At 66.9% G+C, this 13,052-nt stretch carries 9 protein-coding genes and 1 pseudogene; 3 read left to right on the top strand and 7 right to left on the bottom strand.

Going from position 1 to position 13,052, the window contains the following annotated elements:
- Positions 1 to 4 precede the first annotated feature (4 nt).
- Positions 5 to 487, top strand: a pseudogene (locus J3454_RS05790) (nucleotidyltransferase family protein); the annotation flags it as partial.
- 29 nt (positions 488 to 516) lie between these two features.
- Here J3454_RS05790 and J3454_RS05785 read toward each other — a convergent pair.
- Positions 517 to 1,521: an XdhC family protein gene (locus J3454_RS05785; RefSeq protein WP_349512792.1), complete on the bottom strand. Its 1,005-nt coding sequence runs from the start codon at positions 1,519 to 1,521 to the stop codon at positions 517 to 519.
- 134 nt (positions 1,522 to 1,655) lie between these two features.
- Between J3454_RS05785 and J3454_RS05780 the strand changes: the two genes are divergently transcribed.
- Positions 1,656 to 2,579, top strand: a complete 924-nt coding sequence (locus J3454_RS05780) for an alpha/beta hydrolase (RefSeq protein WP_349512791.1) — start codon at positions 1,656 to 1,658, stop codon at positions 2,577 to 2,579.
- A 155-nt stretch (positions 2,580 to 2,734) separates the two neighbouring features.
- On the opposite strand, the gene eda is transcribed toward J3454_RS05780, so the two are convergent.
- The 4 genes from eda to J3454_RS05760 form a co-directional block, all read right to left on the bottom strand.
- Positions 2,735 to 3,346 (bottom strand): bifunctional 4-hydroxy-2-oxoglutarate aldolase/2-dehydro-3-deoxy-phosphogluconate aldolase, encoded by a 612-nt coding sequence (gene eda / locus J3454_RS05775; RefSeq protein ID WP_349512790.1) that lies wholly within the window; start codon positions 3,344 to 3,346, stop codon positions 2,735 to 2,737.
- 3 nt (positions 3,347 to 3,349) lie between these two features.
- Complete coding sequence (edd, locus tag J3454_RS05770; RefSeq protein WP_349512789.1) at positions 3,350 to 5,176, bottom strand: phosphogluconate dehydratase; 1,827 nt, start codon at positions 5,174 to 5,176, stop codon at positions 3,350 to 3,352.
- On the bottom strand, positions 5,169 to 6,608 hold the full coding sequence (gene zwf, locus J3454_RS05765) for a glucose-6-phosphate dehydrogenase (RefSeq protein ID WP_349512788.1): 1,440 nt from the start codon (positions 6,606 to 6,608) through the stop codon (positions 5,169 to 5,171). Before zwf ends, edd begins: the two co-directional genes overlap by 8 nt.
- Before the next feature lie 91 nt (positions 6,609 to 6,699).
- A complete protein-coding gene (locus tag J3454_RS05760; protein WP_349512787.1) occupies positions 6,700 to 7,989 on the bottom strand; it encodes a sugar MFS transporter in 1,290 nt (429 codons plus the stop codon).
- A gap of 173 nt (positions 7,990 to 8,162) precedes the next feature.
- Between J3454_RS05760 and J3454_RS05755 the strand changes: the two genes are divergently transcribed.
- Positions 8,163 to 9,188 (top strand): LacI family DNA-binding transcriptional regulator, encoded by a 1,026-nt coding sequence (locus J3454_RS05755; protein ID WP_349512786.1) that lies wholly within the window; start codon positions 8,163 to 8,165, stop codon positions 9,186 to 9,188.
- Between the two features lie 28 nt (positions 9,189 to 9,216).
- On the opposite strand, the gene J3454_RS05750 is transcribed toward J3454_RS05755, so the two are convergent.
- Together J3454_RS05750 and glk are read right to left on the bottom strand one after the other, a co-directional pair.
- Entirely contained in the window at positions 9,217 to 11,982 is a 2,766-nt protein-coding gene (locus J3454_RS05750) for a phosphoenolpyruvate carboxylase (protein WP_349512785.1), read from the bottom strand.
- Positions 11,979 to 12,986: a glucokinase gene (gene glk / locus J3454_RS05745; protein ID WP_349512784.1), complete on the bottom strand. Its 1,008-nt coding sequence runs from the start codon at positions 12,984 to 12,986 to the stop codon at positions 11,979 to 11,981. The genes J3454_RS05750 and glk overlap by 4 nt, the downstream gene beginning before the upstream one ends.
- Positions 12,987 to 13,052: the final 66 nt, after the last annotated feature.

The following is a 13,052-nucleotide window of genomic DNA, read 5'->3' as shown; positions in this document are numbered from 1 at the left end:
CGCCATGAGCCTTCCCGGCTGGAGTGCGCTGGTGCTGGCGGCTGGGGCGGGGCGGCGCTTCGGCGGGGGCAAGCTGCTCGCGTCGCTTGACGGCGCGCCGGTGATCCGCCGCACGCTCGAGGCAGTGCTCACCGCAGGGTTTGACGAGGTGGTCGTGTGCACTGGTGCGGATCACGCCACCGTTGCGGACGCGCTCCAGGGCGCTGCCTGCCGGATCGTGCCGGTCACGGACTGGGAGGAAGGCATGGCCGCCTCGCTGCGCACCGGGCTTGCGGCGCTTGGCGAGCCGGGGAAGGGCGCGTTCGTGTTCCTCGGCGATATGCCGCTGGTGCCGGTTCACCTGATCGCGGCGCTCGCCCACATGGCAGAGCAGGCGGGCTACGCCGCCCGGCCGCGTGTCGATGGCAGGCTCGGCCACCCGGTCGCCTTCACCGCCGCCGCGCTGCCCGATCTGGCGCGGCTGACAGGCGATCGGGGCGCCGCAAGCCTGCTCAAGGGCCGCAGCGCAGGCGTGGCCTATTGCGATACTGATGCAGTGGGCGCGGTGCTCGATATCGATGCCCCGGCAGACCTCGCCGCAGCTGAGCGAGCGTGGAACGCTTGCGCCACCTCGGCCACCAGCGACAATGCGATGTCACGCGGAGCCTTGCCAAAGCCCTGAAGCCCTATGGGTGCGTGCAGCCGCACGATATCCGCCTCACCCACCCCGTGCCCGCGCAGCTTAGCAATCCGCGCATTGAGCCGCGCCCGCGCTCCAATCGCGCCGACATAGAACGCGTCACTTGTCAGCGCCGCCGCCAGCCCGCGCTCGTCATCCTCGCGGTCGTGCGAGAGCACTGCCACCGCCGTCCAGCGGTCGATTCCGATGGTCGCCAGCGCCTCTGTCGGGGCGGTGCGGTCATAGGGCAGGCCGGGATAGGGCGGTTGGTCGGGACCACCAGGCGCGACCAGCACCACCTCCATCCCCGCCTGCACGGCAATCGCGGCAGCCGCCAGCGCGGCGGCATCATCGCCGATCAGCACGAGACGCGGCGTCGGCTCGAACAGCTTGGCATAACCTGCGCCGTCCCATCCGAAGGCGGGCGTGCTTTCTGCCGGGTGCGCGCGGCGCGTGTTGCCATCGCTCATCCACAGCGCTGGTTGCCGGGCGGCATGGCTTTCCATCAGCAGAGCTAGCGCCGGATCCTCTTTCGCAACCGGCTCCACCAGAACGGTGATCCCGCTCCCGCAGGCGAGTTTGATGTCGATCCACGGACTGCCCTCGCCGTAACGCAGCGCCCGGGCTGCACCTGCCGCCATTGCTTCGCGGGCGTGACGAGCGACATCGGCCTCGATGCAGCCGCCCGACAGGAAGCCCCAATATTCGCTGGCTGTCACCAGCATCTGCGCGCCCGGATCGCGCGGAGCCGAGCCTTCGACCGCGACCAGCGTGGCGATGGCAAAGCGCTCCCCGCCGTCCAGAACGCGCGCCAGCGGCTCCCGGATATCGTCGATTGGGGCGGTCAGTCGCCAAGTTGTCATGCGCGGCCTGTCTGAGTGGGAGGAAGCAGTTGTCTAAGCGCCCGCCATGGTCCGTGCAATCGCGTTGGACAGTGGCAAAATGACGCAAGGCTGCTAATCCGAAGTGGAACGTCGCGGTGGGAGGAGAGCGAAGGATGCGGTTGCTCGCAATTGTGGTCGCCCTGCTGGCATTCACCGCCGCGCCGCTCGCCGCCGAGGATGCCGGACGGCTGATCGAATATGAGCGCGTGCCTGCTGCGGGCCTGCCCGATCAGCGGCTCACCATCTGGTTGCCGCTGGGCTATGATGCGGTTTCGGGGCGCTATCCGGTGCTGTACATGCATGACGGGCACAATCTGTTCGACGTTGCCAAATCGAACTTCAACAAGATCTGGGCCGCCGACACAGCGATGCTGGCGGCGGCGGCGAGCGGCGAGGTCGAGCCGCATATCATCATCGGCATCTGGGCGCCGGGGCAGAACCGGTATCGCCAGTATCTCCCCCGCAGCGCCTATGATGCGGCTGCGGGCAGCCTGCGGACCCAGATGGACGCCGCCGCCAACGGTACGGTCGTGTCTGATCGCTATCTCGATTGGATCGCCGGGCCGCTCAAGACCTGGGTCGACGCGGCGTTCCGCACCCGGCCGGGGCGCGACGACACCGCCATCGTCGGGTCGAGCATGGGCGGGTTGATGAGCTGCTATGCCTTCCTTGAAAGGCCCGAGGTGTTCGGGCGTGCGGGATGTGTCAGTTCGCATTGGCCCGCGGTCGATCCGCGGGTGGTCGAAGGCGAGAGCGAGCGCGTCAAGGCGCTGTGGGACGGCTGGTTCGCCGCAAGGTTGGGCCAGCCCGATGGGCGGCGCGTGTGGATGGATCACGGCACCGCCACGCTCGATGCCTATTACGCGCCCTATCAGCAGGTGGTCGACGCGCGCTTCGCTGCGGCAGGCTGGCAGCGCGGGCGCGATTGGGAGAGCCGCGTCTACGAAGGCGCCGAGCACGAGGAGAACGCCTGGGCGGCGCGTCTGCCCGAAATTTTCGGCTGGCTGCTGGCAAAAGACCGCAACGTGGCTCGTTAACGCCGACGCATCGCCCGGCGTGTAGGAGACACATGAGACACTGTCCAAGGACTGAAAACCTGCCGCCCCACGGGTCGTTTCCAAGCCATGGTGGAGGTGGGCGCGGCAGGTCATTCCGGCGACCTTGTCAGCCGCCCGGACAGTAGGAAAGTGCGCTAGCGCAGCGCCGCCGCCTCGTGCGCCAAAGCCTCGACTTTGGCCTTGTCCGGTGCGCCCTTGGGGACGACCCAGCTGCCGCCGACGCACAGCACCCGGTCGAAGGCGAGCCATTCTGCGGCGTTGTCCGGCCCGATCCCGCCGGTGGGGCAGAACCGGACATTTCCGAACGGCGCAGCCAATGCCTTTAGCGCGGGCAATCCGCCCGAAGCCATCGCCGGAAAGAACTTGAACCGGTCGAGCCCCAGATCCATCCCGCGCATGATGTCGCCCGCATTGGCGATCCCGGGCAGGAATGGCACGCCCGCCGCAATCGCCGCCTTGCCGAGCGGTTCGGTGAGGCCGGGGGAGACGATGAATTCGCTCCCCGCCGCCAGCGCCGCGTCGAGTTCGCGCGGGTTGGTGACAGTGCCCGCGCCGACAATCGCGCCGGGAACCTGCTTCATCGCGGTGATCGCTTCCAGCGCCGCCGTGGTGCGCAGCGTGACTTCGAGCACCCGCAATCCGCCCGCCACCAGCGCCTCTGCCAGCGGGACGGCGTGGGCGACATCGTCGATCACGATCACCGGGATCACCGGGGCTGTGCGCATCAGTTCATCAATCGCGCTCATTCGTCACATTCCTCCGGTGGCAAGCATTGCGGTGGCGCCTGCTTCGGCTCCGTCGGCGAACTGGCGGAACATCCCGAACAATTCGCGCCCCGTTCCCAGCTGCTCGTGCGGATTGGGCGCAGCATCGCGCGCGGCCAGATCCGCGGTGGTCGAAAGCGTACCGGTCACTGCGCACACCTTCACCACATCGCCATCGCGCAATCGGGCCAAGGGGCCGCCGTCACCGCCTGCGCTAGCAAAGGCTTCGGGCGTGCAGTGGATAGCAGCCGGAACCTTGCCGCTCGCGCCCGACATCCGGCCATCGGTGACCAGCGCAACACGGTGGCCGCGATCCTGCAGCACGCCGAGCACGGGAGTCAGCTTGTGCAGTTCGGGCATGCCGTTGGCGCGCGGGCCTTGGAAGCGCACGACCACCACCACATCGCGGTCCAGCTCACCCGCCTTGAAGGCTGCGGCGACTGATGGCTGATCCTCGAACACGCGGGCCGGGGCTTCGACCGTCCAGCGTTCGGGATCGACCGCCGAGGTCTTGAAGCACGCCCGCCCGATATTGCCGGTGAGCAGCCGCATCCCGCCGTCGGCGCGGAACGGATCGCTGACCGGGCGCAGCATCGTGTCGTCGCCCGCCGCGCCGACATCGCGCCACACCAGCGTATCGTCATCCAGTCCCGGCTCGCGCGCGTAATCCGACAGATCGCCGCGCCCGACAGTAAGGATATCGCGGTGCGCCAGTCCTGCTTCCAGCAACTCGCCAATGACATAGCCCATGCCGCCCGCGGCGTGGAACTGGTTCACATCACCCGATCCGTTGGGATAGATCTGCGCGATCAGGGGGACGGCGCCAGACAATTCGGAAAGGTCGTCCCAGTCAAAGATCACCCCGGCCGCGCGCGCCATCGCGGGCAGGTGGATCGCATGGTTGGTCGATCCGCCCGTCGCCAGCAGGCCGACCGCTGCGTTGACGATAGCCTTTTCGTCGACGCAATGGCCCAGCGGACGGTATTCGTTGCCCTTGCGCCCGATGGCGGCGACTCGGTGCACCGCTTCGCGGTCGAGCGCCTGCCGCAGCTTCGTGCCCGGCTGGATGAAGGCGCTGCCGGGGATGTGCAGCCCCATCATCTCCATCATCATCTGGTTGGAGTTGGCGGTGCCGAAGAAGGTGCAGGTGCCGGGCGAATGGTAGCTGGCCATCTCGCTCGCCAGCAATTCGGCGCGGTCGGCCTTGCCTTCGGCGTAAAGCTGCCGGACGCGCTGTTTTTCCTTGTTGGGAATGCCGGTGGGCATCGGGCCACCGGGGACGAAGATCGTCGGCAGGTGCCCGAACCGCAGGCTCCCCATCAGCAGGCCGGGCACGATCTTGTCGCAGATGCCGAGCATCAGTGCGCCGTCGAACATCGCATGGCTCAATGCGACGGCGGTCGACAGCGCGATCACGTCGCGGCTGAACAGCGACAGTTCCATGCCGACCTCGCCCTGCGTCACCCCGTCGCACATGGCAGGCGTGCCGCCCGCGACCTGCACGGTGGCGCCGATCTCGCGCGCGAAGATCTTCAGCCGTTCGGGATAGCGGTAATAGGGCGCATGGGCCGACAGCATGTCGTTATAGGCGGTGACGACGCCGATATTCGGCCCGCGCGCGGCCACCATCGCGGGCTTGTCCTCCTCCATCCCGGCATAGGCGTGCGCGAGGTTGGAACAGGAAACCGCACTGCGATCGCCCATGTTGTCGCCTTCGCGGGCGATCAGGTCGAGATAGGCGGCGCGGCTGCTGCGCGAATTGGCGATCACCCGCTGGGTGACCTTGTGGAGGGTGTCGTTCAGGCTACTCATGCCACGTTACTCCGTCCCTTTCAGCGAGCGCGATGGCCGCGCTCGGCCCCCAGCTGCCGGCGGTGTAGGTTCTGGGTGTCAGGCTTTCGGCGCTCCACAGCGCGCGGATCGCATCGACCCATTCCCATTGCGCTTCGACCTCGTCGCGTCGCACGAACAGGGTCTGGTCGCCCTCAACCAGATCAAGCAGCAGGCGTTCGTAGGCGATCCGCCGCACTGCGCCGCTGAACACGTCGGGCATGGCGATGTTGAGCGGTACGGAGCGCAGGCGGATGCCTTCGCGGTCGAGACCCGGCACCTTGGCCATCAGCGACAGCGTGATGTTCTCTTCGGGCTGGATGCCGATTACGAGCCGGTTGGGCTGCATCGTCGCGCCTTTTCCGGCGAAGATCGAGTGCGGCACGCAGCGGAACTGGATGATGATCTCGGTCACGCGCTTGGGCAGGCGCTTGCCGGTGCGCAAATAGAACGGCACGCCTTTCCAGCGCCAGTTATCGACGTGGGCCTTGATCGCGACGAAGGTTTCGGTGTCGCTGTCCTTGCCCAATTCGTCGTCGTAGCCCGGCACGGCCTGTCCGGCGATTGCGCCTGCACGGTACTGCCCGGTGACGGTTTCGCCCGCGACGACGGGACGCAGCGCGCGCAGCACCTTGACCTTTTCGTCGCGCACGGCGGTCGCATCGAAATGCGCAGGCGGCTCCATCGCCACCAGCGCCAGCAGTTGCAGCATGTGGTTCTGCACCATGTCGCGGATCGCGCCCGCATCGTCGTAGAAGGCAACGCGGCCCTCAAGCCCCACGGTCTCGGCCACGGTGATCTGCACGTGATCGATATGCGCCGCGTTCCACAGCGGTTCGAACATGATGTTGGCGAACCGCAGCGCCAGCAGGTTCTGCACCGTCTCCTTGCCGAGATAGTGGTCGATCCGGAAAATCCGGTGTTCGGGAAAGGCGCCCGCCACCGCGTCGTTGATCTCGCAGCTGGAGGCGAGATCGGTGCCGAGCGGTTTTTCGAGGCACATCCGCACGGTCTCGCCTGTCAGCCCCGCCGATTGCAGCCCCTTGATCGTCGGGCCGAACAGGCTGGGCGCGGTCGAGAGGAAGATTGCGAGACCGCGTTCAGGCTCCCCGACCTTTTCGGCCAGCGCATCATAGCCTTCCAATGTGGTCGCATCGAGCGACTGGTAGCTGAGGCGGTTCATGAACTCCGCCATCCGCCCGCGCCGGTCAGCGGGGAGAAACTTCTCCAGCGCCGCGCGTGCGAAGTTGCGGTATTCGCTGTCGGTCATCTCGCTGCGGGCGGTGCCGATGATCTTGAGATCGGGCGCGAGCAGCCCGTCGGCGTCGAGCGCGAACAGGCTGGGCAGCAGCATCCGCTGCGCAAGATCGCCGGTGGCTCCGAACAGCAGCAGGCGGTCAGCGGTGAAGCTCATGCAAGGGGGCCCCTTCTTGGCGTGCGCTCTACCTAGTCGCGCACGCGCAAGCCTGCCACCCCGGCGCATACTTATTCAAGCGCTTCTGGCGTTACGCAGGCCTTCTGGCGAAGATCCCGAACCCGGCGATAATGGCATAGCAGGCGGCCGGCAGCACCAACGCGAAGGCGAGGCTGGTGGCATCGGCCAATGCGCCATACAGCACCGGCACCACCGCCCCGCCGCAGATCGCGACATTGATGATCCCCGATCCGTCTGCCGCACGCGGCCCGAGCTTTTCGCAGGCGAGACTGAAGATCGTCGGGAACATGATCGCGTTCATCAGGCCGACCGCAAGCAGCGAATAGCCTGCGATGGTGCCGGTGGAATTGGCCGAGATCGCAATCAGCGTGATCGCGCCCGCCGCCACGGTGGCGAGCAGCAGGCCGGGGCTGACCATGCGCAGCACGGCGGAGCCGATGAAGCGGCCCACCAGTGCGCCGCCCCAGTAGAGCGAGATGAGCTTGCCCGCGCTTTGTTCGGGCAGGTTGAGCACCTCGGCCTGCATCAGGTAATTGACGATGAAACTTCCGATGGCGACTTCGGCCCCGACATACAGGAAAATGCACGCAGCCCCGTACCCGAAGCGCGGGCGCTTCAACAGCGCAAGCCCTTCGGCCAAGCTGGTGTGTTCATGCTTTTCGCCCTTCAGCCGGGTGCGGAACAGCCAGACCACGCCCGCGACGACAGCCAGCGCGGCGGCGAGGCCGAGATAGCCGTTCATGATCGCCTGACTTTCAGCGGTGCGATAGGCAGCGAGTTGTGCGCCCGACAATTCGGCGGCGGTCACCCCGGCGATGCTGCCGAGGATCAGGATAGCGCCGAAATAGGGAAAGATCGTCGTGCCGAGCGAGTTGAACGCCTGCGCGAAGGTCAGGCGGCTATGCGTCGTGCGCACCGGTCCAAGGACGCTGATCAGCGGATTGGCGACGATCTGCACCAGCACCACACCGGTTGCGAGGATAAAATAGGCAAACAGGAACATCGGGAACAGCGCCGTCTGGCTCGCCGGGATGAACAACAGGCACCCCGTCATCATCGCCAGCAGCCCCGCCACCGCGCCGCGCATATATCCCAGCTTCTTGACCAGCCGCGCGCCCGGAACGCCGACCACGGCATAGGCGATGAAGAACCAGAACTGCACCAGGCTCGCTTCGAAAAAGCTGAGCGTGAACAGTTCCTTGAGCTTGGGGATGATGACATCGTTCAGGCTGGTGATCCCGCCGAAGATGAAGAACAGCGCGAAGACGAAATAATTCAGTCCCGGCGCATCGACCTGCGGGCCGTCCTCCTCAATCGGCAAAGGATCCGTGCTGGTCGCCAGACCGGGTGCCAATGCCATGCTCTCTCTCCCCATTGCGAACGTTCTCAAGACGCCGCTTGTGCAGCAATGCGCGATTGTTTTGCAAGATTTTAGTCCGAATAGGCCAGAGCGAATAGGAATGCACATTGATTGCACGCCTGATGCACGGGCGCGCTTGCGCGGAGATATCAACAGGACGTAGATGAATACCCATGAGCGGGGGATCACCCAGACGGCCGACATCCTTCGATGTGGCGGAGCGGGCCGGCGTAAGCCAGCCGACCGTCAGCCGTGCGCTGTCGGGATCGCCCGCCATTGCCGAGGCAACGCGGCGCAAGGTAGTGGAGGCCGCCGAGGCGCTGGGATATTTCGTCGATGAACGCGCGGCGCGGTTGCGGCGCGGATCGACCGGGACGCTCGCCGTGGTGGTGATCTGCCGCGAAGGCGACAGCGCGGCCAGCATCAATCCCTTCGCCTACGCCCTGCTCGGCTCTGTCTGCGTCGCGGCGTCGGAACGCGGGTTCGAAACGCTGGTATCGTTTCAGGCGCGCGAGGCTGATTTCTTCGGCCACTATCAGGAACAGGGCCGCGCCGATGGGCTGGTGGTGATCGGCACCACCACCAACACCCCCGCGTGGGAATATTTCCGCAGTCTGGAAAGCGAAAGCCGCAAGGTAGCTTATTGGGGTTCACCATACGAAGAACTGGAATGGGTGCGGTCGGATAACCGCGCAGCGGGAAAACTGGCGGTCGAACATCTGCTCGCCGCCGGATACCGCCGCCCGTGTTTCCTCGGCGCGCTGAACACCCCGCAGGTGCAGTTCACCGAACGGTATGAAGGCTATGCCGAGGCGATGCGCGCTGCCGGGATGGAGCCGTGCCTTGCCCCCACCGTCAACGCCGCCACCCGCGAGGAGGAAGGGCGCCGCGCCGCGCTCCGCCTGATCGAACGGGCTGAGGATTTTGACGCGGTGTTCGCCGCCTGCGATGCAATGGCACTGGGCGCGATCGAGGCCTTCGCCGGCGCCGATCTGGCAGTGCCGCAACAGGTGGGCGTGATGGGGTTCGATGATCTGGTGGCGGGCCGGTTCAGCCGCCCGCCGCTCACCACCATTGCCCCCGATCCGGCCGAGGCTGGGGTGGCGCTGGTCGGCGCGGTGCTGGACGATGCCGGCGGCAAGTTACGCCGCCGGGTGCCGGTGGCGCTGATCCGGCGGGGCAGCACGTTGCGGGCTTGAGTGCAGGCCCCGTCAGGGACCTCGTCAATCACCCATGCGCGCCGAATTCGTTGGCGATGGCCGTCGATATCCGCAGCCCCAGTTCGTGCGCGCGGGCGATTGGCGTCATGAAGTCACGCTCGATCGCGCCATACCCTTCCTCGCCGCCGTCGGGATAGTCGCTGGGTTCGTCGAGCGGGAAGTCGCGTGGGCCCGGCACCCGCACCGGAAAGGCCCGCCGCAATTGCGCAAGCGCCTCGTCCACGCGCAAGGTCAGCACCATCTCGATCACGTCGCCCCGGCTGATATCATTGGCGCGGCTGAACGCCGGGGCGGCGACCACTTTCAGGAACATGTGCTGCAGCAGCGCCAGCCGCAACGCCTGCAGCACGCCGATCCGGCGGCGCACGTGTTCGCGTGCCGGATCGGGCGCGTCGTCGGGGATCAGATCGGTCAGCCGGTGCAGCTTCAGCGCATCGATCCTGAGGCGCGAGGCGAGGCGACGGAACACGCCTGTCCGGTCATCGCCGACCAGATATTCGGCCAGCGCCGCGCAGGCCCCCGCCAGATGATCTTCCGTCCCGCGATAGGTGCGGCTGGCCCAATAGGCCGAATTGAACAGTTCCCCGAACGCCGCCACCGTCTTGATGCTGGCCAGCGCGTTGGCCGACTTCAGCAAGCGCAGGATCTGCCGCCCGCGTGCCGAATCGGTCAATAGTGCGGCGATTTCCTCGCGATTGGCATCCGCGGCGCTGCCGATCCCGGCAATGACGTTCACCGGATAGCCCAATTGCTGGAGGATCGCGTTGTGCGGGATCGCGCGGATCTGGCGCAGGCTCATCTCGCGGTCGGCATTGATGTCGCTCTGGCGGCGCGCAACGCGGCTGCCGGTGGGGTTGAGCAGGCCTAGCCCGAACGCCGTCACCGCACGGGCATAGGTGCGGCTGGCCAGATGTTCGCCCTGATGGTCCTTGATCGCGCGATAGAAATCGAGGCTGATGTCGGTGCGGTTGTAGAACGGATCGGCGGGCGCGGTGAGATCGGTTTCAGCCGGGCGCGCTTCGGCGATGCGGGTGAGGGTGGCCAGCGCCAGTTCGGGCGTGGCGAAGAACAGATAGCCGTCGCCGCCCTGAAAGCTGACCTCGGGTTCCAGCCGGATGCCCGCCCGCGCAAACCGACGCCGCGCCCACGGCGACAGCGGCCATTCGAGCCGGTCACGGAAAGATGCCGGATGCGCGCCGCGCCCCATGCTTTCGCCGTGGGTGTTGAACACCAGCGCGGCCACTTCGGTGAGGCCGTTGGCGGCCATCGCTTCGGCCAGCCGCCCTTGCAGCCGTTCAATGGCAAGGCTCGCGGGGATTTGCCCGACGAAGCGTCCGGCATCGGAAAACCCGGTCTGGATCGCGACCCTGCCGCGTTTGCGCGCGTATTCGCGATAGGCAGGTTCGGCCAGCAGCGCATCGAGGAACCGCCCGCCATGTTCCAGCGCCGCTTCGGTCTCGAACAGCGGGGAAACATCGACCTTGTGCTCCAGACCGAACAGCTTGGCGAAATAGAGCGCGGCCAGCACCGTCGCAGGCTGTTCGCACTCGGCCACCAGCATCCGGATCGGCGCGTCGGCGTCGATGTGCCGGATGATCTGCGCCATGGCGATGAACTGGCGAATCGCGGTCGAGCTTTCGGTTGCCAGCGCGGCAAAATTGGTGCGCAGGGGCTGCGCATCGTCCACCATCCGCCGCAAGGTGGCGAGCGCGCCCCGGCTGGCGAGGTCGATCACCTCGCCTTCCGGCAGGCGGCGGCGGATCGCATTGTGGAGTTGCTTGGCGTTCACCCGGAAGTGGATCCAGCCCATCCCCAGCCCGTCGGCGCGCATCGCCGCGGCGAGCGTGAGCAGCCGCACTGCGCGGGCCGGTTCTGCGGCTTGCGCATCGGATTCCAGCGCGGCGATCACCGGAGCGAGCGAGAGCAGGTTGTCGGCGCTGTGCGAGGTCAGCCGGTTGGCGGCGGCGGCGAGAGCCTCGGCAGAGGACAGGTCCTGCGCGAAGTCCTGCGCGCGCGCCTCGGCAAAGGCGGTCGCTGGGCGCAGGGTATCGAGCAGCGGATGGGCAGCGTCGATCACTGCGAGGCTGGCGGTGTAGCGCGCCAGCCGCTCGGCCTTTTCCGACAATCGGAATGCGATCGAGGTGTGCCACGAAATATCGGTGCGCCCGTCCATGTCATAGCCAACCCAGCTGGCGAAACGGAACGGCAGCGGACGCAAGGTCTGCCATTCGGTGGGCCAGCGCGACTGCGCTTCTTCCAGTAGCCGCGCGACAATCGCGTCGCGGGCATCCTGCGCCCGTCCCATCGCGGCCACGGCTTCGCGGTGTTCGTGCTGGAGCGTGACCGGCTGGCGCTGTGGCGGAGCCGCGCACTGGATTTCACCGTCCTCCGCCGGTGCCGAAGCTGCTGCCGCCACCGATGCCGCCTGTTCGGGCGCAAGCAGGAAGGTCGGATGCGCTGTGAACACAGCGTGGAGCTGCGGTTGCTGCCAGCGGGCGGCGAAGGCGGCGAAATCTTCGTCATCGCCTGCCAGCGCAGGCGTGCTTTCTGCGGGGCGGGTAAGCAGGGTGCGCAGCTTGTGCGCGCGCGCCATCAGTCCGCCGCATTCAAGCTCGGCTACCATCGTGGCGATGTCATCGAGGTCGATTTCGCCGCCTTCCAATGCGCGAGACAGATCGAGCGAAAGCTGGAACACCGGGTTGAACAGCGGCGTTTCGCGGGTGCGCTGGTGCAACTCGCCCAGCCGCGCTTCGAGCGCTGCGACGGTCTTCATACGTTACCTCCCTGAACCGGCGAGTGCTCGGCCACAAAGGCGGCGGCTGCGCCGAACAGGCCGGGCTGGGGATGGACGATCAGCTTGACCGGAATGCCTGCCATCAGGCTTTCGAACCGGCCCTTGGCCTTGAACCTTTCGGCAAAGCCCGAGGCGAGCAGCGTGTCGCGGATGCGGTAGCCAAGCCCGCCAGCGATCACCACGCCTGCAAAGCCGCCCTGCGCCAACGCGATATCTCCCGCGACCGAGCCGAGTGACAGGCAGAACCGGTCGACCGCGGCGGCGGCAAGGCTGTCCTCGCCGCTGGTGCCGCGGTTCCAGATGTCGATCGCGTCGCATTCGGCCACGGTGCGATGCTCCAAGGCGGCGAGCGCCTGATAGATATCGACGATACCGGGGCCGGCGACCACCCGCTCCACCGAAACGCGGTTGTGGCGGCGGCGCAATCGGGCAAGGATCGCGTCCTCGATCGTGTCCAATGGGGCAAAATCGATATGTCCGCCCTCGGTCGCCTGCACGCGGTACTGCCCGCCCGAACGCCACAGGTGCGCGACGCCCAGCCCGGTGCCGGGGCCGAGCACGCTGATCGTGCCGTCGCGGCCCAGCGGCTTGTCCGGCCCGGCGAGATCGAGAAACTGGCTGTCGTCGGCGCGCGCGACCGCATGGGCCACCGCCGCGAAATCATTGACGAGAGTGAACCGCTCCACCCCCAGCTTCTCATGGATCAGCGCGGGGCGGATGATCCACGGGTTGTTGGTGAAGCGGATCACGGGGTTGGGATTGCCGGGGCTGCCGACCGGCCCGGCAATCGCCATGCTGACGGCGGGGGGCAGGGTGCCACCCTTGCGGCTGCGGAACGCCTCCCACGCGGTCTGGAAGCTGGCATGATCGGCGGTGTGCAGCGTTTCGGGTTCATCAAGGCTGATCGCGCCGCCTGCGCCGATGCTGGCGAGGGCGAAGCGGGCATGGGTTCCGCCGATATCGACCGCCACCAGATCGTGCATTTTCTTCTCCCGCCTATGCTGGAAAAGGTCTTAGCAGGCGGCGCGCGGGATTCCCACGCGCCGCAT

It is taken from the genome of Erythrobacter sp. NFXS35, from assembly GCF_040148725.1.
GTDB lineage: Bacteria > Pseudomonadota > Alphaproteobacteria > Sphingomonadales > Sphingomonadaceae > Erythrobacter.
The sequence above is the reverse complement of the archived record's forward strand: the minus strand, read 5'-3'. Positions and strand labels throughout refer to the sequence as shown.

Coding starts and splice junctions, on each gene's coding strand:
- edd (WP_349512789.1), bottom strand. CDS start 5,176: ATGAGTAGCCTGAACGACACCCTCCACAAGGTCACCCAGCGGGTGATC.
- J3454_RS05780 (WP_349512791.1), top strand. CDS start 1,656: ATGCGGTTGCTCGCAATTGTGGTCGCCCTGCTGGCATTCACCGCCGCG.
- glk (WP_349512784.1), bottom strand. CDS start 12,986: ATGCACGATCTGGTGGCGGTCGATATCGGCGGAACCCATGCCCGCTTC.
- J3454_RS05755 (WP_349512786.1), top strand. CDS start 8,163: ATGAGCGGGGGATCACCCAGACGGCCGACATCCTTCGATGTGGCGGAG.
- eda (WP_349512790.1), bottom strand. CDS start 3,346: ATGAGCGCGATTGATGAACTGATGCGCACAGCCCCGGTGATCCCGGTG.
- zwf (WP_349512788.1), bottom strand. CDS start 6,608: ATGAGCTTCACCGCTGACCGCCTGCTGCTGTTCGGAGCCACCGGCGAT.
- J3454_RS05750 (WP_349512785.1), bottom strand. CDS start 11,982: ATGAAGACCGTCGCAGCGCTCGAAGCGCGGCTGGGCGAGTTGCACCAG.
- J3454_RS05785 (WP_349512792.1), bottom strand. CDS start 1,521: ATGACAACTTGGCGACTGACCGCCCCAATCGACGATATCCGGGAGCCG.
- J3454_RS05760 (WP_349512787.1), bottom strand. CDS start 7,989: ATGGCATTGGCACCCGGTCTGGCGACCAGCACGGATCCTTTGCCGATT.